The 23268-nt window shown below is 72.3% G+C and carries 22 protein-coding genes; 7 read left to right on the top strand and 15 right to left on the bottom strand.

The window, feature by feature from the left end; all coding sequences use genetic code 11:
* Positions 1 to 96: 96 nt before the first annotated feature.
* Entirely contained in the window at positions 97 to 555 is a 459-nt protein-coding gene (locus tag FFA01_RS07350) for a GtrA family protein (RefSeq protein ID WP_146854521.1), read from the top strand.
* Between the two features lie 69 nt (positions 556 to 624).
* Here the strand turns inward: FFA01_RS07350 and FFA01_RS07355 are convergent, their stop codons facing one another.
* The 3 genes from FFA01_RS07355 to FFA01_RS07365 are packed head-to-tail and all read right to left on the bottom strand — an operon-like array spanning position 625 to position 3289.
* Positions 625 to 1929 carry a UDP-glucose dehydrogenase family protein gene (locus FFA01_RS07355; RefSeq protein ID WP_146854523.1) on the bottom strand — a complete coding sequence of 435 codons (1305 nt, stop codon included), beginning with the start codon at positions 1927 to 1929 and terminating at the stop codon, positions 625 to 627.
* A 36-nt stretch (positions 1930 to 1965) separates the two neighbouring features.
* Positions 1966 to 2505: a PH domain-containing protein gene (locus FFA01_RS07360; protein WP_146854525.1), complete on the bottom strand. Its 540-nt coding sequence runs from the start codon at positions 2503 to 2505 to the stop codon at positions 1966 to 1968.
* A 4-nt stretch (positions 2506 to 2509) separates the two neighbouring features.
* Positions 2510 to 3289, bottom strand: coding sequence for a biotin--[acetyl-CoA-carboxylase] ligase (locus FFA01_RS07365; protein WP_146854527.1), 780 nt, complete (start codon positions 3287 to 3289; stop codon positions 2510 to 2512).
* A gap of 115 nt (positions 3290 to 3404) precedes the next feature.
* Here FFA01_RS07365 and FFA01_RS07370 point away from each other — a divergent pair, with 115 nt between their 5' ends.
* On the top strand, positions 3405 to 5030 hold the full coding sequence (locus tag FFA01_RS07370; protein WP_146854529.1) for an acyl-CoA carboxylase subunit beta: 1626 nt from the start codon (positions 3405 to 3407) through the stop codon (positions 5028 to 5030).
* A 50-nt stretch (positions 5031 to 5080) separates the two neighbouring features.
* Complete coding sequence (locus tag FFA01_RS07375) at positions 5081 to 5296, top strand: acyl-CoA carboxylase epsilon subunit (protein ID WP_146854531.1); 216 nt, start codon at positions 5081 to 5083, stop codon at positions 5294 to 5296.
* 394 nt (positions 5297 to 5690) lie between these two features.
* Here the strand turns inward: FFA01_RS07375 and FFA01_RS07380 are convergent, their stop codons facing one another.
* From FFA01_RS07380 to FFA01_RS07395, 4 genes are all read right to left on the bottom strand, one after another.
* Positions 5691 to 6749 carry a DUF8320 family protein gene (locus FFA01_RS07380; protein ID WP_146854533.1) on the bottom strand — a complete coding sequence of 353 codons (1059 nt, stop codon included), beginning with the start codon at positions 6747 to 6749 and terminating at the stop codon, positions 5691 to 5693.
* A complete protein-coding gene (locus tag FFA01_RS07385; protein WP_146854534.1) occupies positions 6746 to 8002 on the bottom strand; it encodes an ATP-binding protein in 1257 nt (418 codons plus the stop codon). The genes FFA01_RS07380 and FFA01_RS07385 overlap by 4 nt, the downstream gene beginning before the upstream one ends.
* Positions 7992 to 8696: a response regulator transcription factor gene (locus FFA01_RS07390; protein WP_146854536.1), complete on the bottom strand. Its 705-nt coding sequence runs from the start codon at positions 8694 to 8696 to the stop codon at positions 7992 to 7994. The genes FFA01_RS07385 and FFA01_RS07390 overlap by 11 nt, the downstream gene beginning before the upstream one ends.
* 97 nt (positions 8697 to 8793) lie before the next feature.
* Positions 8794 to 10035, bottom strand: coding sequence for a class I SAM-dependent RNA methyltransferase (locus FFA01_RS07395; RefSeq protein WP_146854538.1), 1242 nt, complete (start codon positions 10033 to 10035; stop codon positions 8794 to 8796).
* A gap of 26 nt (positions 10036 to 10061) precedes the next feature.
* Between FFA01_RS07395 and FFA01_RS07400 the strand changes: the two genes are divergently transcribed.
* The 4 genes from FFA01_RS07400 to FFA01_RS07415 all read left to right on the top strand — a co-directional run bounded on the left by FFA01_RS07400 (position 10062) and on the right by FFA01_RS07415 (position 15211).
* Positions 10062 to 10751 (top strand): Maf family protein, encoded by a 690-nt coding sequence (locus FFA01_RS07400; RefSeq protein ID WP_146854540.1) that lies wholly within the window; start codon positions 10062 to 10064, stop codon positions 10749 to 10751.
* Positions 10752 to 10830: 79 nt separating this feature from the next.
* Complete coding sequence (locus FFA01_RS07405) at positions 10831 to 12588, top strand: acetyl/propionyl/methylcrotonyl-CoA carboxylase subunit alpha (RefSeq protein ID WP_146854542.1); 1758 nt, start codon at positions 10831 to 10833, stop codon at positions 12586 to 12588.
* Between the two features lie 92 nt (positions 12589 to 12680).
* On the top strand, positions 12681 to 13514 hold the full coding sequence (locus FFA01_RS07410) for a purine-nucleoside phosphorylase (protein WP_146854544.1): 834 nt from the start codon (positions 12681 to 12683) through the stop codon (positions 13512 to 13514).
* Positions 13511 to 15211, top strand: a complete 1701-nt coding sequence (locus tag FFA01_RS07415; RefSeq protein ID WP_146854546.1) for a phospho-sugar mutase — start codon at positions 13511 to 13513, stop codon at positions 15209 to 15211. Before FFA01_RS07410 ends, FFA01_RS07415 begins: the two co-directional genes overlap by 4 nt.
* A 119-nt stretch (positions 15212 to 15330) precedes the next feature.
* Here the strand turns inward: FFA01_RS07415 and FFA01_RS07420 are convergent, their stop codons facing one another.
* The 8 genes from FFA01_RS07420 to FFA01_RS07455 all read right to left on the bottom strand — a co-directional run bounded on the left by FFA01_RS07420 (position 15331) and on the right by FFA01_RS07455 (position 23218).
* Positions 15331 to 15603, bottom strand: coding sequence for a PTS sugar transporter subunit IIB (locus FFA01_RS07420; RefSeq protein ID WP_146854548.1), 273 nt, complete (start codon positions 15601 to 15603; stop codon positions 15331 to 15333).
* A 28-nt stretch (positions 15604 to 15631) separates the two neighbouring features.
* Complete coding sequence (locus tag FFA01_RS07425) at positions 15632 to 16078, bottom strand: PTS sugar transporter subunit IIA (protein WP_146854550.1); 447 nt, start codon at positions 16076 to 16078, stop codon at positions 15632 to 15634.
* Position 16079: 1 nt separating this feature from the next.
* Entirely contained in the window at positions 16080 to 17204 is a 1125-nt protein-coding gene (locus FFA01_RS07430; RefSeq protein ID WP_146854552.1) for an adenosine deaminase, read from the bottom strand.
* Positions 17205 to 17324: 120 nt separating this feature from the next.
* Positions 17325 to 18617, bottom strand: a complete 1293-nt coding sequence (locus FFA01_RS07435) for a thymidine phosphorylase (protein WP_146854554.1) — start codon at positions 18615 to 18617, stop codon at positions 17325 to 17327.
* A gap of 92 nt (positions 18618 to 18709) precedes the next feature.
* Positions 18710 to 19129, bottom strand: coding sequence for a cytidine deaminase (locus FFA01_RS07440; RefSeq protein WP_280178066.1), 420 nt, complete (start codon positions 19127 to 19129; stop codon positions 18710 to 18712).
* Positions 19126 to 20415: an ABC transporter permease gene (locus tag FFA01_RS07445; protein WP_146854556.1), complete on the bottom strand. Its 1290-nt coding sequence runs from the start codon at positions 20413 to 20415 to the stop codon at positions 19126 to 19128. Before FFA01_RS07445 ends, FFA01_RS07440 begins: the two co-directional genes overlap by 4 nt.
* Positions 20412 to 21701, bottom strand: coding sequence for an ABC transporter permease (locus FFA01_RS07450; RefSeq protein WP_146854558.1), 1290 nt, complete (start codon positions 21699 to 21701; stop codon positions 20412 to 20414). Before FFA01_RS07450 ends, FFA01_RS07445 begins: the two co-directional genes overlap by 4 nt.
* Positions 21698 to 23218, bottom strand: a complete 1521-nt coding sequence (locus tag FFA01_RS07455) for an ABC transporter ATP-binding protein (protein ID WP_146854560.1) — start codon at positions 23216 to 23218, stop codon at positions 21698 to 21700. Before FFA01_RS07455 ends, FFA01_RS07450 begins: the two co-directional genes overlap by 4 nt.
* Positions 23219 to 23268 lie beyond the last annotated feature (50 nt).

Genomic DNA, 23268 nt, shown 5'->3' on the forward strand with positions numbered 1-23268 from the left:
GCCTCCGACTCGAAGCCGGGGCGGCGCAGGGGGCGCGGTACGATCTCTGGGGCTCGTCGAGCCCCACCCATCTTGGCCGATCACCCGAGGAGGCGCATGCGCCGGCTCGTCCTGCAGCTCGCGCGGTACGGCACGGTCGGAGCGCTCGGCGTCGTGGTCGACCTCGGTCTCTTCAACGTCCTCCGCGCGACCGTGTTCGATCCGGAGCGACTGGACTCCGGCCCCGTGCTCGCCAAACTGGCCTCGGGGCTGATCGCCATCGTCGTCGTCTGGCTGGGCAACCGCTACTGGACGTTCCGCGCGACGCGACGCCGTCGGGCGTTCCGCGAAGCCGCGGAATTCTTCGCCGTCGCGCTCGGGGGTCTGCTGATCGGGCTCGCCTGCCTCGGCGTGTCGCACTACGTGCTCGGCTTCCGCTCCGCGGCGGCCGACAACCTGTCGAGCAACGTGATCGGCCTCGCCCTGGGCTCGGCCTTCCGGTTCACCCTCTACAAGCTGTGGGTGTTCCACCCGGCTCGCACGTCCGTCGAGACGGACCCGGCACCGGCGCGCTGACCGCGGGACGCCGAGACGGGCGGGCGCCGGGCCTCGGCCCGTGCACCCGCCCGTCTCGGCTCCCCCGGCTCAGGGGCGGCCGAGACCGCGGTACTCGAATCCGGCGGCGCGGTAGGCGGCCGCGTCCAGCGTGTTGCGACCGTCGACGACGCGGGCGTGCGACACCAGCCCGGCCACGGCGGCGGGCTCGAGCTCGCGGAACTGCTTCCACTCGGTCAGGACGAGCACGACGTCGGCGCCGCGCAGAGCGGACTCGACGTCGGCGGCGTACTCCAGCTCGGGGGCGACGCGGCCCGCCGTGCCGTTCGCCTCGGGGTCGAAGGCGACGACCGACGCGCCCCGGCCGTGGAGGCGGCGAGCCACGTCGAGGGCGGGCGAATCGCGGACGTCGTCGCTGTCGGGCTTGAAGGCGAGACCGAGGACGGCCACCCGGGCGCCGGAGACGTCGCCCACGAGCTCCTCGGCGAGAGCCACGACGCGGTCACGGCGGCGCAGGTTGATCGCGTCGACGTCGGAGAGGAACGCGAGCGAGTCGAGACCCAGCTCGTCGGCGCGCGCCTGGAAGGCGCGGATGTCCTTCGGCAGGCAGCCGCCGCCGAAGCCGATGCCGGCGTTGAGGAACCGACGGCCGATGCGGGCGTCGTGCCCGATCGCGTCGGCGAGCTGGGTGACGTCCGCCCCGGTCGCCTCGGCGATCTCCGCTATGGCGTTGATGAACGAGATCTTCGTGGCCAGGAAGGCGTTGGCCGAGACCTTGACGAGCTCCGCCGTGGCGTAGTCCGTCACCAGTCGCGGCGTACCCGCCTCGAGCGCGGTGGCGTAGATGGCGTCGAGCTGGGCCGTGGCGCGCTCCCCCGCCTCGCCCGCCGGGACGCCGTACACGAAGCGGTCGGGGGTGATGGTGTCCTTCACGGCGAAACCCTCGCGGAGGAACTCGGGGTTCCAGGCGAGGTCGGCTCCCGAGGAGGCGCGGACGAGCTCGCCGAGGCGGCTGGCCGTCCCGACCGGCACGGTCGACTTGCCGACGACGAGGTCGCCGTCCGCCAGGTGCGGCAGGAGGCCGCGGACGGCGGCGTCGACGTAGGTCAGGTCGGCCGCGTGGCTGCCCTTGGTCTGCGGCGTGCCGACGGCGACGAAGTGGACCTCGGCGCCCGCGGCGTCGGCGAGGTCGGTCGAGAAGCGCAGCCGTCCCGACTCGAGCGCACGGGTCAGCACCTCGGGGAGCCCGGGCTCGAAGAACGGCGCCCGGCCGGCCGACAGCTCGTCGACCTTGTGCTGATCGACGTCGATGCCGACGACCTCGTGGCCGAGTTCGGCCATGCAGGCCGCGTGCACCGCGCCGAGATAACCGCAGCCGATCACAGAAATACGCATGAAGACACCTTTTGTCGTTCGAGGAGCGGAACGGGGCTAGTCGCCGTTCCAGAAGGTCGATCCGTCGGCGCCCGCCGACTGATCGTGTTGCCGCCGCTGCGCGACGAAGTTCGTGTTCGATTCCATCATGTCGTGAAGCGTCGACTGCACGAGGTCCGCGCCCGGCACGTCCCACAACACGACCGGACGGTCGAGTCCGCTGTTGATCAGCACGTCGCCGCTGCGGAAGAGGCTCTGCACGCCGTTCTTCCGGACCGTCAGGTCGTAGCCGCGGCTGTGCAGGAGCTCCTGGCGGGTGCGGACCAGCAGGCCGCGACGCAGGATGATGCGCCGGGTGGTGATCACGTAGTGACGGCCGAGCCACACCAGCAGCGGCACGACCCAGACCAGCACGATGACGACGACGGCCGCCCCGAGCAGCGCCCAGTTCTGCCAGTCCGCCTCGAAGCGGCCGCCGAAGTAGCCGGCGGCGCCGCAGACGGCCACGAGGGCGACGGACGGCCAGAACATGACCCGCGAGTGCGGTCGGAGCCGCGCGACGACGGCCTCGGGGGCCTGCTGGTCGACGGAGCTCATGGGGTCATTCATAGCGCAGATGGGTGACGTCACCGGAGGACACCGCCACGTCGTGTCCGGAACGGGACCGGACGACGAGTCGACCCGAGGGGTCGAGCTCCGTGGCGACCCCCACCAGATCGGACCCGTCGGGCAGCTCGACGCGGACGTCCCTCCCGAGGGTCGTGCATTCGGACGAGACGCGGGAGCGCAGCCCGGCGGCCTCGGCGTCGCCGCCCGCGGCCGACAGCGCGTCGAGCGCGGAGAGGACCTCGTCGAGGAACCCGGCCAGGACCCGGTCCGCGATGTCGGCGGCCGGGCCGTCGACCCCGTGCAGGGCGAGGGACGTCGACGTGGGGGTGGGCAGCCGGTCCGCCGGGATGGTGAGGTTCACGCCCACGCCGACCACGACCGCGCCGTCGGGTCGGAGCTCGGCGAGGATGCCGCACACCTTGAGACCGTCGATCTGCACGTCGTTGGGCCACTTGACCCCGATGACCCCGGCGTCGGCCGCCACCAGGCCGGACAGGGAGGCGCGCATCGCGACGCCGGCGATCAGCGGCAGCCAGCCCAGCGCGGCCGCGTCGAGCCCGCGGGGCTCGAGGACGACGCTCGCGGCCAGGGTCTCGCCGTCGGGCGCCGACCACGACCGGTCGAGACGGCCACGACCGGACGTCTGACGGAGCGTCGCGACGACGCTGCCGTGCCGGAGGTCGGTCCGGCCGAGCAGATCGGCGTTGGTCGACCCGGTCGTCTCGGGATGCTCGAGGTGCGCCGCCCGCGAGGAGCTGAGAGGGAAGGTCACCGCGACAGCCTACGGCTCGTGGCGCCGGGTGTTGACGAGTTCCACCACAGAGCGGTCCGCGCACGCGTGGAAACCTCCAACGGCTCGCGTCGACGTGGTCAGTAGAGTGAAGCGCGTGACTTCCGACGCGACTCCCTCCCCCGAGACGACCGACAGCGCCCAGCCCGATCTGCACACGACGGCCGGCAAGCTGGCCGACCTCCGGGCCCGCTATCACGAGGCCGTGACCGCGAGCGGCGAGGCGGCCGTCGCCAAGCAGCACGCCAAGGGCAAGAAGACGGCCCGCGAGCGCATCGACCAGCTGCTCGACCCGGGGTCCTTCGTCGAGCTCGACGAGTTCGTCCGGCACCGCACCCACGCCTTCGGCATGGAGGCCAAGCGCCCCTACGGCGACGCCGTGGTCACCGGCACGGGCACCATCCACGGGCGTCAGGTCGCCGTCTACAGCCAGGACTTCACCATCTTCGGCGGATCGCTCGGCGAGGTCGCCGGCGAGAAGATCATCAAGGTCATGGAGCTCGCCATCAAGACCGGCGTGCCGATCCTGGGCATCCTCGACTCCGGCGGGGCGCGCATCCAGGAGGGCGTCGTCGCCCTCGGCAAGTACGGCGAGATCTTCCGCCTGAACACGGCCGCCTCCGGCGTCATCCCGCAGATCTCGCTCATCATGGGCCCGGCGGCCGGAGGCGCGGTGTACTCCCCCGCGCTCACCGACTTCGTGATCATGGTCGACAAGACGAGCCACATGTTCGTCACCGGACCGGACGTCATCAAGACCGTCACCGGCGAGGACGTCGGCTTCGAGGAGCTCGGCGGCGCGCTGACCCACAACAAGGTCAGCGGCGTCTCGCACTACCTCGCCAGCGACGAGGACGACGCGCTCGACTACGCCCGGTCGCTGCTGTCGTTCCTGCCCGACAACAACCTGTCCGAGCCCCAGATCTTCGAGCGGACCGTCGAGCTCGAGACCACGGACCACGACCGCGTGCTCGACACACTGATCCCCGACAGCCCCAACCAGCCCTACGACGTGACGACCGTCATCGAGCACGTGGTCGACGACGGCGAGTTCCTCGAGGTGCAGCCGCTGTTCGCCCCGAACATCGTGATCGGCTTCGGCCGGGTCGAGGGCCGCTCGGTCGGCATCATCGCGAACCAGCCCTCCGCGATGGCCGGCACGCTGAACATCGAGGCCGGCGAGAAGGCGAGCCGCTTCGTCCGGTTCTGCGACGCGTTCGGCATCCCAATCCTCACGCTCGTCGACGTGCCGGGCTACCTGCCCGGCACCGACCAGGAGTGGACCGGCGTCATCCGACGCGGGGCCAAGCTGCTCTACGCCTACGCCGAGGCGACGGTCCCGCTCGTGACCGTCATCACCCGCAAGGCCTATGGCGGCGCGTACATCGTCATGGGCTCCAAGCAGCTCGGAGCCGACATCAACCTCGCCTGGCCGACGGCGGAGATCGCCGTCATGGGCGGTCAGGGCGCGGTGAACATCCTGTACCGCAACGAGATCAAGGCGGCCGAGGCCGCAGGCGAGGACGTCGCCGCCGTCAGGACCCGACTCGCCAACGAGTACACCTACAACGTGGCGAGCCCGTTCCTCGCCGCCGAGCGCGGCGAGCTCGACGGCGTGATCGAGCCCTCGGCGACCCGGGTCGCCGTCGTCAAGGCCCTCCGCGCCCTGCGCACGAAGCGCGCCACCCAGCCGCCCAAGAAGCACGGGAACATCCCCCTGTGAGCGGGCGGCACGCGGCGGAGACTCCGGTGGACCCCGAGGAGGCGCGCCCGATGGACGACGTCGTGCTCCGGGTCGTGGCGGGTCGGCCCACCGACGACGAGCTCGCGGCCGTGACCGCGGTGCTCGCGGCGCTGGAGGCCGAGGCGGCCGCCACCGCCGAGGTGGCGCACGCTCCCGCGGCGGTGTCGGCCTGGTACCGCTCCTCTCGCCGGCTCCGTGGCCCCGTCGTGCCCGGCCCCGGGCACTGGCGCGGGTTCTCCGGCTGACCCCGCGTCCACCGGTCCGCTCTCCGTACCATCTGGTTTGTCCCCCGGCCCGACGGGTCGATCGCGCCTCCTGATCGGCCGATCCCCGCCGTTGCGGGCACCCGAACGGGGGTAGACCGGTCAATCGTCCCCTGACTGTCCCCCTAAATGACGACTTTGCACTTCGAGCCGCGACCGGCATTATTACTTGTGCTAGGTGTCTCTCTCAGAGTTACACCACCGTTTGAGAACCAACTAGGGTAAGCGGGTTCTCTTTCGGGGGCGGGTCAGGGCGGCATTCGGGTTGCCGCCCTGATCCGGGATCTTCCAGAAGGGCCGGACATCGTCCGGCCCTTCTGTTCGTCCCCCGCCGTTCGCTTCCGCCGACGCGTCCCGTGGCCTCGGAGGCCGGGACTCAGGCTCGGACGTCGTCCGACGACCGCGGGATCTGCAGCCAGAGCTGGACCTCGTCGTCGTCGTCGTCCTCGTCGGCACCGACCGAGCCGGCCCGGCCGAGGGCGTTCGAGCTGAGGTCCGGCGACCCCAGGCCCACGACCGTCACGGCGTCGTCCCCGCCGCCGGGGACGGTGCGGATGATGATGCGGTCCGCCGTCGATCCGTGCAGGGCCTCCGCCAGCGACCGATGGATGCGGGCCAGCTCGTCGCCCTCGATGTCGTCGATGCCGCCCTCGTCGAGCAGGCTCACCACGGCGCCGCGTCGCCGGGCCGCCATGACCTCGCGTCGGACGTCGTCGTCGAGGAGGCGCCTCCCGCGGATCTCGTCGCGGATCGCGCCCTCGAGGTTGAGGCACTCCTGTCGCTGCTCGGGCGTCAGGTCGCCGTCCTGCGCGACGATGGCGAGCAACATGGGCCGCGCGGTCCGGCCGGTCTGCACCAGACGGTACTGGCGCTCGTTGATGTGCGCCTCCTGGGCCGCCTGCCAGTCCGCCGCCTCGTGCTCCGCGAGGATGAACTCCCGGGTCTCGCGACTGGCCCGCGTGAGGGTCGACGAGATGGCCGTGGCGAACGCCACCCAGGTCACGCTCCCGACCACGCCGAGGTCGGCGAGCGAGCCGAGGCCGCTCCACGCCACGCCGTGCACCGCCATGAACCCGACGCCCAGCCACGCGAACCACTGACGTCGCCGCGTCGCGACGATCACCATGAGGGTCCCGATGGCGGCCACGTACCAGGTCGCGTAGCCGTTCGCGTCGCCGGGGTCGAGCTGAGAGGTGATCTGGAGCGGGATGACGACGCTGACGGCGAGGGCGAAGGCGGCCGTCCAGGCCGGCATCGCCGCGCGCCTGCTCGGCCACAGCGCGGCCACCGTCGCGGTCGCGTAGGCGACCATGCAGGCGAGGACGGGCCACGGGTCGTCGAACCGGTCGAGGGAGACCCCCGCGAGCACCAGGTGGTAGCAGGAGAAGACCGCGGCGAGGAGGACGATGAGCCACCGCGGGACGGAGACCCTCACGAGAGGCGCCCCGGCAACGGCCCGGCGACGTCGCCGCTCGGCCAGAGCAGGCGAATGACGGTCCCGACCCCCGGGCGCGACTCGATGCAGGCCCGACCGCCGGCGTTGCCGAGGCGCTCCACGATCGAGACGCGCACTCCCAGCCGCTCCGCCGGGACGACCTCGGGGTCGAAGCCCGCGCCGGTGTCGCCGACCTCGATCAGGGCGCCTCCCTCGGGGCTCGCCTCGACGCTGATCCACCGGTGCACGCCCGGTCCGTCCCCCGCGTGCTGCGAGCTGTTCACGAACGCCTGGACGGCGGCACTGTACAGGGCCTCCGCGGCCGCGGCCGGGACGGAGCGATCGCCGAGGTCGTGCGCCCGCAGCTCGACGGCCACGCCCATCTCGGCGCTGACCGTCACGAGCCTCCCGCGCATCGACTCGAGGGTCGTCGTCGACTCGTCGAACGGCGTCGACGCGGCCGCCGACGCCAGGTGGGCGACGGCGTTCCGAGCCATGTTGGTCGCGAGCACCCTCTCATCCGGCGAGTAGGCGCGAGCGGCCTGGATGAACGTGGTCAGCACGCTGTCGTGCACGATGGCGTCGACCTGCACGCGCTCGAGCTCCGTGGCGTGCTCGCGGATCGCGTTCGAGTATCGGGCGACGGCCGTCGCCTGGGCGGCGTCGACGTTGGCCGACGCCTGCCGCAGGATCAGCACGAGGATGAGCACCGCACCGCCGAGCAGGATCGCGTACGTCGAGTCCAGGGTCGCCCGCGACAACGACACCGCGCCTCCCGACGGGGTCAGCCGGATGAGCCCGTAGACCAGAGGCGCGACGAAGAGGTACCCGATGGCGATCCACGCGGTGAACGCGTAGGCCGCGGCCGCCGTGGCGACGGTGCAGAGGTACCAGAGCCAGGGCACCGACGGCTGGACGACGCTCGGATCCTGGACGGCGAGGGGCCAGGTGATCAGGGCGATCAGGTACGAGATCGCGACGAACGCGCTGGCGGTGTCGACGCCCCGGACGACGACGCTCGCGACGCCGATGGCGAGGAAGCCGCCGAACATGGCGATGCCGAAGATCCACGCCCAGGCGATCTGCATGGTGCCGATCTGGCCGAGCATCGTCGGGAACGTCTGGATGCCGAAGACGAGTCCGGCCACGGCGACGACGCGGCCGAGCACCTTCTCGAACAGAGCCCGACTGATCGGGTTCCGCGAGGTGCGCGGCGGCGGGGTCGGCCCGGCGGGTGCCGGGTCAGCGGCCATCGCCGCCGTCCGCGTCGAGGCCGGGCAGGATGCCGTCCTCGACGGCGCGGCGGAGCAGGTCGACCTTGGTCGGCGCCGGGCGGCCCACCTCGACGTACTTCACCCGGATCCGGTCGAGGTACTCCCGCGCCGTGGAGTAGCCGATGCCGAGCTGCTGCGCGGCCAGCTTGAGGGGCAGGCCCGAGGCGTAGAGATGCAGGATCTCGCGCTCGCGTCGACCGAGCTGGGCCTTGGCGAAGTCGCGGTCGGCGTCGATCGCGCTGGCCCACTCGAGGTTGTTCAGCACGTCGCCCCGGGCGACGGTGGCGACGGCGGCCATGACGGTCTTGGTCGCGGACGATTTGGGGATCACGCCGGCGGCGCCGGCGGCGAGGGCCTCGCGGACCGAGGCGACCCGGTCGGCGATGCTGTGCACGAGCACGGCCGAGCCGGTCGCCTGGACGCGCTTGACGTTCTCGGTGACGGTCGACCCGTCGCCGAGCGAGAGGTCGAGCACGACGACGTCGACCTCACGGCCGGCGAGGTTCTCGACGAACTCCTGCACGCCGGCCGCGGTGAGGATCACGTCGAAGCCCTCGTTCTGACAGGCGGCCGGGATGCCGAGGCGGACGGACTCGTGGTCGTCGACGATGGCGACGCGGACGGCCGGGGACGAGGCGGCGTGGGTGGTCGGGTCCGTCGAGAGCTCTGTCACGGTGTTCCTTCGGTCGATGTGCGTCCGGGTCCCTGAATTCCCGGGCGTGCACGTCGGCCATCGTATCGGCTGAACGAGGGCCGGACAGAGCCCGGGGCTACGGCCGGATCAGCCTGGCGACGGTCTCGACGTGGTGCGTGTTCGGGAACAGGTCATGGGCGGTCAGGGCGTCGACCTCGTACCCGCGGTCGCGGAACAGGGCGATGTCCCGCGCCAGTGCGACGGGATCGCACGCGACGTAGACGACCTGCGCCGGCGCCAGCTCGGCGATCTCGGCGACCACGTCGCGTCCGGCTCCCGACCGCGGCGGGTCGAGCACGACCGTGGCGGCCCGATGGCGGGCCCGCTCGAGCGAGCCGGCCTGGGCGGCGGTCTCGCGGATCCACCGCTCGACCCGGCCCGTGACGGCGGAGGCGCCCAGCCAGTCGGCGAGGTTCTCCGAGGCGTGCTCGGTCGCGCGTTCGTCGCTCTCGACGCTCGTGATGCGGGTGCCGGCGCCGAAGGCGTCGCCGACCGCGGCCGCGAGCAGACCGACGCCGCCGTAGAGGTCGAGGTTGGCGGCCTTCGGGTCGAAGAGGTCGGCCCGGATCATGCGCTGCACGGACGCCGTGAGCGTCGAGGCGGCCTCGCGGTGGACCTGCCAGAAGCCCCCGTCGTCGAGCTGGAACTCGCGATCGCCGACCACCTCGGTGATGGTGCTGCGCGCCTGGTCGCCGATGATCAGGCGGGCGCCGCCGGTGCTCGGCGACAGCACGTCGACGTGCGCCTCGCCGGGGAACGCGTCACCCAGGGGCGCCGCCTCGACGAGCTCGGGCGTCGCGAGGGGGAGGTCGTCGACGTGGACGACGGTGTGCGAGCGCGCGGCGTAGGGCCCGGGACGGCCCTCGGCGTCGAGGTGGAGCCGGACGCGGGTCCGCCAGCCGGTGCCGCCGTGCTCGTCGTCGCCGGGCAGCGGCTCGACGACGACGTCCGACCGCTCGGCGTCGAGACCGCCGGTGCGGGTGAGCGCATCGCGGATGACCTGCCGCTTGAGCTCGCGCTGGTGAGCGAGGTCGATGTGGCCGAACTCCGCCCCGCCCGCCCGGTCGACCGGGTCGACCTCGAGCGCCGCGGCCCCCCACACGTGCGGGCGGCGGTGCTCGCTCGCCTCGAGGACCCGGACCGTGTCGGCGCGCCAGAACGACTTCTTGCGGTCCTCGGTGATGCGCGCCACGACGCGTTCGCCGGGCAGGGTGTCCGAGACGAACACCACCCGGCCGTCGAGTCGGGCGACCGAGATCCCCCCGTGTGCGATGCCCGTCACGTCCAGTTCGACCTCTCGGCCCTGCATGTCTCCCATGCGTCGAGTCTGACAGGCTGGTCGGCATGACCGTTCCCCTGTACCTGGCGAGCACCTCTCCCGCCCGGCTGGCGCTGCTGCGCGCCGCGGGCGTCGAGCCGATCCTGATCAGCCCCGGAGTCGACGAGGACGCGGCCGTGGCGGAGGCGGAACGCGCGGCGGGGCGCCGCCTCGACGCCGCCGAGACGGTGTCGCTGCTGGCCCGGGCGAAGGCCGAGGCCGTGCTCGACGTCCGCATCGGCGGCGCTCCCCTCGACGGCCTCGTGCTGGGCGGCGACTCGGCCTTCGAGTTCGACGGCGAGGTGCACGGCAAGCCGCACGAGCCGGCCGTGGCCCTCGACCGGTGGCGGCGGATGGCCGAGGTCGGCCACGGGACGCTCTGGTCGGGGCACTGGCTGATCGACCACCGCGGCGGGGCTCCGCGGGCCACGCCCGAGAACCCGTCAGGAGGCGCGGGTCGCGTCGCGAGCGCCTCCCTCGCCTTCGCCGACGACCTCGACCCGCGCGAGATCGCCGCCTACGTCGAGACCGGCGAGCCGCTCGAGGTCGCCGGCGCCTTCACCATCGACGGCCGCGCCTCGGCCTTCATCACGCACATCGAGGGCACCCCCAGCGCCGTGGTGGGGCTCTCGGTGCCGGTGCTGCGCTCGCTGGTGCGCGGCTTCGGGATCGCGTGGTCGGATCTCTGGACCCCGCCCCGGGGGGCCGACTTGTAGGTCTCGTCACGCGCCTCCCGGGCGTTTTTGTGCACGTCAGCCAAAGAAGGGTGCGGGAGGCGCAATAGGCTGGGGAACTATGCCGCGTATCAGCAAGGTCCTCATCGCCAACCGTGGAGAGATCGCCGTCCGGGTGATCCGGGCCGCGCGAGACTCCGGCATCGGCTCCGTCGCCGTCTACGCCGACCAGGACCGCGACGCCCAGCACGCCCGCCTGGCCGACGAGGCCTACGCCCTCGACGGCACGACGAGCGCCGACACGTACCTCGTCATCGACAAGATCCTCTCGGTGGCCCGCCGTTCCGGCGCCGACGCCGTGCACCCCGGCTACGGGTTCCTCGCCGAGAACGCCGACTTCGCCCGCGCCGTGCAGGCCGCGGGACTGATCTGGATCGGCCCGTCGCCCGAGGCCATCGAGCAGCTCGGCGACAAGGTCTCGGCCCGTCACATCGCCGAACGCGTAGGGGCCCCGCTCGCCCCCGGCACCCTCAACCCCGTCTCGGGCGCCGACGAGGTGCTCGAGTTCGTCGACCAGCACGGCCTGCCCGTCGCGATCAAGGCGGCGTTCGGCGGCGGCGGTCGCGGCCTCAAGGTCGCCCGCACCCGCGACGAGGTCCCCGAGCTGTTCGAGTCGGCCACCCGCGAGGCCGTCGCCGCCTTCGGACGCGGCGAGTGCTTCGTCGAGAAGTACCTCGACCAGCCGCGCCACGTCGAGACCCAGTGCCTGGCCGACGAGCACGGCAACGTCGTCGTCGTGTCGACCCGCGACTGCTCGCTGCAGCGCCGCCACCAGAAGCTCGTCGAGGAGGCCCCCGCGCCGTTCCTGACCGACGCGCAGACCGCCGAGCTCTACGAGTCGTCGAAGGCCATCCTGCGCGAGGTCGGCTACGTCGGGGCCGGCACCTGCGAGTTCCTGATCGGGAGAGACGGGACGGTGTCGTTCCTCGAGGTCAACACCCGGCTGCAGGTCGAGCACCCCGTCTCGGAGGAGGTCACCGGCATCGACCTGGTCCGCGAGCAGTTCCGTCTCGCCGAGGGCGGCGTGCTCGACTACGCCGACCCCGAGGCCCGAGGCCACTCGTTCGAGTTCCGCATCAACGGCGAGGACGCCGGTCGGGGCTTCATGCCCGCCCCCGGCCCGATCCACGTCTTCAAGGCCCCCGGCGGCCCCGGCGTGCGCGTCGACAGCGGCGTCCAGGCCGGCGACGAGATCAGCGGCTCGTTCGACTCGCTGCTGGCCAAGCTGATCGTCACGGGATCCTCGCGAGAGGACGCCCTCGAGCGCTCGCGCCGCGCCCTCGCCGAGTTCGAGGTCGCCGGGCTCCCGACCGTGCTGCCGTTCCACCGCGCGATCGTCGACGACCCCGCGTTCGCACCCGCCGACGGCGAGCCGTTCTCGATCTACACCCGCTGGATCGAGACCGAGTTCGACAACACCATCCCGGCGTGGAGCGGCGAGGCCGAGGCCCCCCGACCCGACGACGAGCGCACCACGGTCGTCGTCGAGGTGGGTGGCAAGCGGGTCGAGGTCTCGCTGCCGGCCGGCCTGGGCGCCCGCACCGCGCCTCCCGCCGCCGCCCCCAAGCGACGCGGAGCCTCGCGCGCGGGCGTGGTCACGGCCACCGGCGCGTCGGTGACGTCCCCGATGCAGGCCACCGTCGTCAAGCTGGCGGTCGCCGACGGCCAGCAGGTCGTCAAGGGCGACCTGCTGCTCGTCCTCGAGGCCATGAAGATGGAGCAGCCCGTCGCCGCGCACCGCGACGGCGTGGTGTCGTCCATCGACGCCACCGTCGGCCAGACGGTGTCGTCCGGTCACGTCCTGCTCAGCATCGACTGACGCCGCGGCCGCGCCTCGCGTCCGCCGCCTCTCGCGGCCCGGGAGGCGCGGCTCGGCGGTTCGACGGGCGAGCAGACTCTAGAGTGGTCGGCATGTCTGAGACACCCACGCACCCGCTCGACGACCGCGCCGCCGACCCGTTCGAGGTCGCCCGCACCGCCGCCGCCGAGATCGCCGAGAAGACCGGCGTCGCCCGGCACGACATCGCCCTGACCCTGGGCAGCGGCTGGGCCAAGGCCGCCGACCTGATCGGCGAGACCGTCGCCGAGGTCCCCGCCACCGAGATCACCGGGTTCAGCGCCTCGGCCGTCGTCGGCCACACCGGCTCGATCCGCAGCATCGCGCTGCCGAGCGGCAAGCACGCCCTCGTCATCGGCGCTCGTACGCACTACTACGAGGGCCACGGCGTCCGCCGCGTCGTCCACAGCGTCCGCACCGCCGCCGCGACCGGTGCCGACACGATGATCCTCACCAACGGCGCCGGCGGCATCCGCGAGACCTGGACACCCGGCACGCCCGTGCTGATCAGCGATCACATCAACCTCACCGCCGACTCGCCCCTCGAGGGCGCCACGTTCATCGACCTGACCGACCTGTACTCGGCCCGGCTCCGCGAGATCGCCCGCGGCATCGACCCGACCCTCGACGAGGGCGTCTACACGCAGTTCCGCGGCCCGCACTACGAGACCCCGGCCGAGGTCCAGATGGCGAAGGCCATGGGCGGGCACATCGTCGGCATGTCGACCGCCCTCGAGGCCATCGCCGCCCGTCAGGCCGGCATGGAGGTCCTCGGCATGTCGCTGATCACGAACCTCGCCGCCGGCATCCAGAAGACCCCGCTGAGCCACGCCGAGGTGCTCGAGGCCGGTCGGGACGCCGAGGCGGGCATCAGCGCCCTGCTCGCCCGCATCGTGGCGGCGCTGTGAGCGACGGCACCACGTCGGACGGCGCCGTCGACGGCCGGGACGCCCTCCTGGCGACCGCGCGGGCCTGGCGCGACCAGGACCCCGACGACCGGACCCGTGCCGAGCTCGACGCCGTGATCACCCGCGTCGAGAGCGGCGACGACGCCGCGGCCGCCGACCTCGCCGACCGGTTCGCCGGTCGCCTGCAGTTCGGCACGGCCGGGCTGCGGGGCGCTCTCGGGGCCGGCTCCAACCGGATGAACCGCGTCCTCGTCGCCCAGGCGGCCGCCGGCTTCGCCGCGTTCCTCCTCGGGCGCGAGGCCGAGCCGTCGATCGTCATCGGCTACGACGGCCGGACGAACTCCGACGTGTTCGCCCGCGACACCGCCGAGATCATGGCGGCCGCCGGCGTCGCGGCGACCATCCTGCCGCGTGCCCTGCCGACCCCCGTGCTCGCGTTCGCGGTCCGCCACCTCGACGTCAGCGCGGGCGTGATGGTGACCGCGAGCCACAACCCGCCACAGGACAACGGCTACAAGGTGTACCTCGGCGGCGTCGACCGCGGCTCGCAGATCGTCTCCCCCGTCGACGGCGAGATCGCGGCGGAGATCGAACGCGCCGCCGCGGCCCCCGTCACGGGCATCGCCCGCTCCGACGACTACCGCGAGGCCGGTGACGACCTCGTCATGGAGTACGTCCGCCGCACCGCCGCCGTGGCCGGGACGGCCGCCACCGGTCGGCAGCCGCGCGTCGTCTACACGGCCCTGCACGGAGTCGGGTGGGAGGTCGCCCGACGCGTCTTCGCGACGGCCGGCTTCGCCGAGCCGATCCCCGTCAGCGAGCAGAGCGCCCCCGACGCGGCCTTCCCGACCGTGGCGTTCCCGAACCCGGAGGAGCCCGGGGCGATGGACCTCTCGTTCGCCACGGCGGACCGCGTCGAGGCCGACCTGATCATCGCCAACGACCCCGACGCCGACCGCCTCGCCGTGGCGATCCCGGTCGACGGCGGCTGGCGCCGACTCAGCGGCAACGAGGTCGGCTCGCTGCTCGGCTGGCGCGCGGCCGAGCGCGCCCGCGAGGCCGACGTCGACGGCACCCTCGCGGCGAGCATCGTCTCGTCCCCCGCGCTGCGGGAGATCGCCCGGGTCCACGGACTCGACTACGTCGACACCCTCACCGGGTTCAAATGGGTGTCGCGCGTCGGCGGCTTGCTCTACGGCTACGAGGAGGCCCTCGGCTACCTCGTCGACCCCGACGTCGTCCGCGACAAGGACGGCATCTCGGCCGCCGTCGACCTGCTGGCCCTGGCGACGGAGCTGCACACCGCGGGCTCGAGCCTCGCCGAGCACCTCGTCGCCTTCGACGAGCGGTTCGGAGCCTACGCGTCGTCGCAGGTCTCGATCCGCGTCGACGACCTCGCGACGATCTCGGCCCTGACGGCACGACTGCGCCGCCAGCCGCCCGCCGCCATCGGGTCGCGCCGCGTCGACCGCGTCGACGACTTCCGCGACGGTTTCGGCGCGTTCCCGGCCGGCGACATCCTCCGCTACTGGCTGACCGACGGGTCGCGGGTCATCGTCCGTCCGAGCGGCACCGAGCCCAAGCTCAAGGTCTACATCGACGCCTCGAGCACCGAGGGCGACGCACGGGCACGCCGTGCGTCGGCCGAGGCGGCCGTCGCCGACCTCGAGTCGGGCATGCGCGGGCTGCTCGCCTGACGTCGGCCACGGCGGCCGAGGCGACCGCCTCGACGACGGAAGGAGCCCCGGAGGCGCGCATCGCGCCTCCGGGGCTCCTCTCGTCTCGCGGGCGGCCGGTCGACACCGCCCCGTCGGGCTCAGCCCAGCGACTTCTGCAGCTTGTCGGCCAGCTCCTGCTGGTCGAAGTGGTTCTGGATCACGATCACGTCCGCGAAGGTCCGACCGATCGCGTCGACGAACTCGGCCGACGTCAGGATGACCTGGGCGTCGTCGGCCACGGCCGCGATGGACGCGATGTCGGCCGCGACCACGTCGGCCTCGATGTCGAGCCGGGCCAGCACCCGCTCGGCGTTGACCTTGAGGATGCCGCTGCTGCCGATGCCGGCGCCGCAGATGGTGACGATCTTCATGAGAGGGCTCGCGTTCCGTCGAGGGGGGTCATGCGGTGACGCCCATCAGGCCGCGGACCTCGTCGGCGGTCGTCGCGGCCGCCAGCGCCGGGATCACGGCGGCGTCGTTGAAGACGTTCGCCAGGTCGGCCACGGACTCGAGGTGCGCGCCGACCGTCGGCAGGGCGAGGCCCAGCACGACCGACACGGGATCGTTGTGCGGGTGTCCGAAGGGGACGGGTTCGGCCAGGGTGACCACGGCCAGCCCGTCGCGGACCACGCTGTCGCCGGGTCGGGCGTGGGCGAGCACGAGACCCGGGGCGATGACCACGTACGGGCCGTGCTCCTCGATCATCCGCACCATCTCGTCGCCGTAGCCGTCGAGCGCGGCACCCGACGCGACCAGTGCCTCGCCGGCGACCCGGACGGCGGCGCGCCAGTCGTCGACCTCGGTCGAGATGACGATGGCGCTGTCGGGCAGCGGAGGCAGCGCCATGTCAGACCGCCTCGAAGCCGAGGGTGATGCGGTCGGCCAGGTCGTCGCGGTCCTCGAGCGGCAGGAACGACGCCGCCGCCGCGTTGAGCTGGAACGCCAGCACGTCGGAGAGGTCGTAGTCGAACGCCTGCGTGAGCAGGGCGAGCTCGCGACTGAGGCTGGTCGCGCTCATCAGGCGGTTGTCGGTGTTCACCGTCACCCGGTAGCCGAGCTGGTAGAGCAGGTCGAAGGGGTGGTCGTCGAGGTCGGCGCCCCACGCGGCGATGGCGCCGGTCTGCAGGTTCGACTGGGGCGCGAGCTCGAGGGCGATCTCGCGGTCGCGGACCCACGACGCGATCGGCCCGAGCTCGACCGTGGTCTGACCGCCGCGGCTCTGAATCACACGGATGTCCTCGGCGATGCGGACGCCGTGACCGAGCCGGAGCGCCCGGCCGTCGAGCAGCGCCCCGCGGATGCTGTCGAGCCCGTCGGCCTCGCCGGCGTGCACGGTGACGGGGAGGAACTCGCGGGCCAGGAGGTCGAAGGCGGCGCGGTGGTCGCCGGCCGGGTGCCCCTCCTCGGCACCGGCGATGTCGAAGCCGAGCACCCCCGCCTCGCGGTGGCGGACGGCCAGCGTCGCGATCTCGAGCGAGCGGTCGGCGTGCCGCATGGCGGACAGGATCTGACCGACCGAGAGCTCGTGGTCGTCGTCCGCGAGAGCGCTCACGGCCTCGTCGATGCCGGCCTGGACCGCCTCGACCGCCTGGTCGAGCGAGAGCCCGCCGCGCAGGTGCTGCTCGGGCGCCCAGCGCACCTCGGCGTGCACGACGCCGTCGGCCGCGAGGTCGAGCACGAACTCGCGGGCCACGCGCTGGAGGGCGGACTCGGTCTGCATCACGGCAACCGTGACGTCGAACGTCGCGATGTAGTCGGTCAGGCTGCCGGCCGTCGCCGACTCGACGAACCAGCGGTCGAGATCCGCTGACCCGCCGGTGACGGGCAGCGTGACGCCGGCCTCGTCGGCGAGCTCCACCACGGTCTCGGGTCGGAGACCCCCGTCGAGGTGGTCGTGCAACGACACCTTCGGGAGCGAGGCGATGCTCGGCCCTCCGTTGGGCATGCGGTAGTCCTTGTCCGGTGCGCTCATGCCCTCAATCTACCCGCGCGCACCCGACCGGATCTGGACGCGGGCCACAAGGTTCCGGGACGAGCGTTGGAGGCGCGCCCCGCGCCTCCGACGCCCGTCCCGGAGGCCGACCGCGACCGGCTACGAGATGCGCTCGGCGACGATCCGGCGCGCCGCCGGCGCCTCGTCGCCGATGGCCCATCCGCCGTCGACGGCCTCGAGGGCGCGGGCGAAGCGGTCGGGCTCGTCGGTGTGCAGCGTGAAGAGCGGCTGCCCCTCCACCACGGAGTCGCCCGGCTTGGCGTGCAGCTCGATGCCCGCCGCGGCCTGGACGGGGTCCTGCTTGCGGGCACGACCCGCGCCGAGGCGCCAGGCGGCGATGCCGAAGGGGAGGGCGTGCTGCTCGGTCACGAAGCCGGAGCGCTCCGCGGTCACGACGTGGGTCTCGCGGGCGGTCGGCAGCGCGGCGTCGGGGTCGCCGCCCTGCGCGCGGATCATGCGCTTCCAGGCGTCCATGGCGCGACCGTCGTCGAGGGCCGCCTCGACGTCGGCGTCGGGCAGTCCCGCCGAGGCGAGCATCTCGCGCGCGAGCGCCACGGTCAGCTCGCGGATGTCGGCCGGCCCGCCTCCGGCGAGCGTCTCGACCGACTCGCGGACCTCGAGCGCGTTGCCGATGGTCAGCCCGAGCGGGACGTTCATGTCGGTCAGCAGCGCGGTGGTGGCGACGCCGGCGTCGGTGCCCAGGTCGACCATGGTCCGCGCGAGCAGCCGCGACTGGTCGATGTCCTGGATGAACGCGCCCGAGCCGAACTTCACGTCGAGCACGAGGGCCGCGGTGCCCTCGGCGATCTTCTTGCTCATGATCGACGACGCGATCAGGGGGATCGCCTCGACCGTGCCGGTGATGTCGCGCAGGGCGTAGAGCTTGCCGTCGGCGGGCGCGAGACCCGATCCGGCCGCGCAGACCACCGCGCCGCTGTCGGCCATGATCTCGCGCATCCGGTCGTTCGAGATCGACGCCTGCCAGCCCGGGATCGACTCGAGCTTGTCGAGGGTGCCGCCGGTGTGGCCGAGTCCCCGGCCCGAGAGCTGCGGCACGGCGACGCCGAACGACGCGACGAGCGGGGCCAGGGGCAGCGTGATCTTGTCGCCCACTCCCCCGGTCGAGTGCTTGTCGACGGTCGTCTTGCCGAGGCCGGTGAAGTCCATCGTCTCGCCGCTGCGGATCATGGCCATCGTCATGTCGCGGATCTCGCGCCGGTCCATGCCGTTGAGGAAGATCGCCATCGTCAGGGCGGACATCTGCTCGTCGGCCACGTAGCCCCGCGTGTAGGCGTCGATCAGCCAGTCGATCTGGGCGGTGCTCAACTCGCCCGATCCCCGCTTCACGCGGATCAGGTCGACGGTGTCGAACGGTTCGACGGTGGTGGCCATGGTTCTCCTTCGCGGCGCGCGGGGTCGGTACCGCCGCCTCCGCCATGGTGCCAGATGCACCGAGGAGGCGCGGGCCGGGTCGACCGCGGCCCCTACGCCTGCGAGGCCCTGAACTCCTCGAGCTGGCGCGGGCCGAAGGCGTCGGGAATGACCTCGTCGATCGTCTTGAAGCCGGAGACCGTGTCGAGCACCATCGACGCGTCGGAGTGCTCGTACAGCAGCTGCCGGCAGCGCCCGCAGGGCATCAGCACGTCGCCGTTGCCGTCGACGCAGGCGAAGGCGACCAGGCGGCCTCCTCCGCCCATCACCAGGTCGGTGACGAGGGAGCACTCGGCGCAGAGCGTGATGCCGTACGACGCGTTCTCGATGTTGCAGCCCGACACCAGACGCCCGTCGGTGGTGATCGCGGCCGCCCCCACGGGGAACCTCGAGTACGGCACGTAGGCCTTGGTCATCGCCGTCCGGGCGGCCTCGCGGAGGGCCTCCCAGTCGGTCGTCTCGACGACGCTCACGATTTGATGTAGGGCTTGCCCGACGCGGCGGGACCCCGGGACTGGCCGACGAGCCCCGCGACGGCGAAGATCGTGACGATGTACGGCAGCATGAGCATGAACTCGCTCGGCACCGGCGACCCGATGGCGCCGAGCACGTTCTGCAGGTTGCTGGCGAAGCCGAACAGCAGGGCGGCCAGAGTGGCGCGGATCGGGTCCCACCGTCCGAAGATGACCGCGGCCAGCGCGATGAACCCGGCGCCCGCCGTCATCTCCTTCTGGAAGTTGCCCAGCGAGCCGAGGGTGAAGTACGCCCCGCCGAGCCCGGCGATGGCGCCGGCGAGCGAGACGTTCCAGAAGCGGGTCGCGTTGACCTTGATGCCGACCGTGTCGGCGGCCTGCGGGTGCTCGCCGACCGACCGGAGGCGCAGACCCCAGCGCGTGCGGAACAGGCCGTAGAAGACCAGGGCGATGGCCACGTACATCAGGTAGACGATGATCGTCTGACGGAAGAACACCGGCCCGATGATCGGGATCTGGCTCAGGACCGGGATGTCCAGCTGCGGGAACCGCACGCCGCGGCTGAGCGAGTCGGATCGGGCCAGCACCTGCGAGTACAGGAAGCTCGTCAGACCGGTCACGAGGACGTTGAGCACGACGCCGACGATCACCTGGTCGACGATGTAGCGGATGCTGAACACGGCCAGCACCATCGAGACCAGCACGCCGGCGATCATCGCGCCGATCAGGCCGACGTAGGCCGAGCCCGTGGCGGAGGCGACGAGCGCCGAGACGAAGGCGCCGGCCAGCAGCTGCCCCTCGATCGCGACGTTGACGACGCCGACGCGCTCGGAGATCACGCCGCCGAGGGCGCCGAAGATCAGCGGGGTGCTGAGCGCCAGCGCGCCCAGCAGCAGCCCGGGCACGGGGATCGTGGCGCCGGCGCTCGTCCAGGTGAGGAACGCCACCAGGAACACCACGCCGAAGACGGCGACGAGCCAGATCGGGACCTTCTGCGCCCGGACGACGAGGGCGACCGACGCCCCGGTGATCAGCGCGAGGACGATCGACAGCACCAGACCGGTGCCCGAGGAGGGCAGCACGGCGTCGGGCAGGGCGAAGAAGTCCGTCGCGGTGGCGAGACGGAACGTGCTCGACCCCTCGCGGCCGAAGCCGACGAAGAGGACGAAGGCGACGACCGTGAAGACGCCGAACGCGAGGGGCGCCTTGTAGCTGCGGGTGACCGCACGGGCGAGATCGGGCGACGCGGCGGCGGGGACCGCGGTGTCGGGGCTGAGGGTGCTCACTTGGTGACCACCGCCTCCTTGGTCGAGGCCTTGCGCACCGGGCGGGCGCCCGGAGCCGGCAGACGGAAGATGCTGCGCACGAGCGGCGGGGCCGCTACGAACAGCACGATGAGGGACTGCACGACGAGCACGATGTCGATCGGCACGCCGTTGGCGGCCTGCATCGAGTACCCGCCGGCCTTGAGCGCGCCGAACAGCACGCCGGCGGCGAACACGCCCCAGGGGCGGGACCGGCCGAGCAGCGCCACGGTGATCGCGTCGAAGCCGATGCCGGCGTCGATGCCCGAGGTGAAGCCCGACGTCAGCGTGCCGAGCACCTGGGTCGAGCCGGCCACGCCGGCCAGGGCCCCGGAGATGAGCATCGCGTAGAGGTAGATGTTCTTGACGTTCATCCCCGCCGTGCGGGCCGCGTGCGGGTTCTCGCCCACCGCCCGGAAGCGGAAGCCGAGCGTCGAGCGGTTGATCAGCCACCAGACCGCCGCCGTGATCGCGATCACCAGGATGAAGCCCCAGTTCAGGCCGTAGCTCGGGCCGAACAGGTCGGGCAGGATGGCCGTCTCGAGCGTGGCCGGCGACTTCGGGTTGTTGCTGCCCGGCGCCTGGAGGAGGCCCTGCGTGCGCAGCATGAAGGCCAGCAGGTAGAAGGCGATGTAGTTGAGCATGATCGTGAGGATCACCTCATGCGCACCGGTGCGGGCCTTGAGCAGACCCACGATGCCGCCCCAGAGGGCGCCGGCCGCGATCCCCGCCGCGAGGGCGAGGGGCAGGTGCAGGGCGAGCGGCAGGTGGAACGAGAACCCGACCCAGCCCGCGGCGGCCGACGCCATCAGCATCTGCCCGCGGGCGCCGATGTTGAACAGGCCGACGCGGAAGGCCACCGCGACGCCCAGACCCGCCGCGATCAGCGGCACCGCGTAGTTGAGGGTCTCGGTCAGCGGCCGGATGCCCGCGGCGAAGCCGTCGACCCGGAAGTTGTAGACGGCGCCCTGGAAGAGCGACACGTAGGCCCCGCCCACCGAGGCGCCGAACGCCTGCAGGAAGTCGGTCGGGCGCGAGAAGAAGTACCCCATCGTGCTCTGGACGTCCTGGTCGGTGAACCCGATCAGGAGGCCCGAGACCACCAGCGCGAGCACGACGGCGAGCACGGAGATCGCGGCGTTGCCGGTCGTGATCTCCCGGAGGAGGCGCGAGCCGCGCGAGTCGCCGCCGTCGCCTCCCGAGGGGGTCGGCGGGGTGGGGACGGTCGGCGGGGTCGCGCCCGACGTCGTGGTGGTGGCGTCGCTCACGCTGCCTGCTCCGTTCCGTGCGGCATCTCGCCGGCCATCATGAGCCCCAGCACCTCGCGGGGCGTGTCCGCCGGCACGATGCCGACGATCGTTCCGCGGTACATCACCGCGATGCGGTCGGCCAGGGCGGCGACCTCGTCGAGCTCGGTCGAGACGACGATGACGGGCACGCCCTGATCGCGGGTCTCGACGATGCGCTTGTGCACGAACTCGATCGAGCCGACGTCGATGCCCCGGGTCGGCTGCGCCGCCACGAAGAGCCGGAGGTCGCGGCTCAGCTCGCGCGCGAGCACGACCTTCTGCTGGTTGCCGCCCGAGAGACGACCGGCCGGCGTGGTGATGCCCTGCGTCCGGATGTCGAACTCCCGCACCTTCTCGACGGCGAAGGCCGCGAGCTGGGCCAGCTTGAGCGAGCCGCGTCGGACGAACGGACCGGACTGCGACCGGTCGAGCATGAGGTTCTCGGCGACGGTGAACTCGCCGACGAGGCCGTCCTGGTTCCGGTCCTCGGGCACGAAGCCGACGCCCGCGTCGAGCACCTGGCGGACGCTGCGGCCGGTGATGTCGCGGCCGTCGAGCGAGACGCGCCCCTCGACCCGCGGCTGCAGCCCGAGGATCGCCTCGGTCAGCTCGGTCTGGCCGTTGCCCTGCACGCCGGCGATCGCGAGGATCTCGCCGCGGCGGACCTCGAACGAGACGTCGTCGACCACGACCTGGCCGATCGGATCGACCACCCGGAGGTGCTCGACGACCAGAGCGGCCTCACCGGCCCGGGCCGGGGCCTTCTGCACGGTGAGCTCGACGGCGCGGCCGACCATGAGGGCCGCCAGCTCGCCGTTCGACGCGCTCGGCTCGGCCTCGCCGACGACGCGGCCGAGACGGATGACCGTGATGCGGGTGGCGACCTCGCGCACCTCGCGGAGCTTGTGGGTGATGAAGACGATGGCGGTGCCCGCGTCGCGCAGCTGCCGCATGATCACCATGAGCTCGTCGGTCTCCTGCGGGGTGAGCACGGCGGTGGGCTCGTCGAAGACGAGCACCTTGGCGTCGCGGGAGAGGGCCTTGATGATCTCGACCCGCTGCTGCACGCCGACGGGCAGCTCCTCGACGAGGGCGTCGGGGTCGACGTCGAAGCCGAAGCGCCTGCTGATCTCGCGCACCTTCGCACGGGCGGCGTTGAGGTCGAGGAGCCCGCCGGCCTTGGTCTGCTCGTGACCGAGCATGACGTTCTCGGCGACCGTGAACACGGGCACGAGCATGAAGTGCTGGTGCACCATGCCGATGCCGGCCGCCATCGCGTCGCCGGGACCGGCGAAGTCCTGGACGACGTCGTCGAGCAGGATGTCGCCCTCGTCGGCTTGGTAGAGACCGTAGAGGACGTTCATCAGCGTCGACTTGCCGGCGCCGTTCTCTCCGAGCAGGCAGTGGATCTCACCCGGCTCCACGGTCAGGCTGATGTGGTCGTTGGCGGTGAGAGCGCCGAAGCGCTTCGTGATGCCCCGCAGTTCGAGCTTCATCTCAGGTGTCTACCTCGGGTCGGGTGTCGAGTCGGGCGCGGGGAGCACGT

It is taken from the genome of Frigoribacterium faeni (genome assembly GCF_007988805.1).
Classification (GTDB): domain Bacteria; phylum Actinomycetota; class Actinomycetes; order Actinomycetales; family Microbacteriaceae; genus Frigoribacterium; species Frigoribacterium faeni.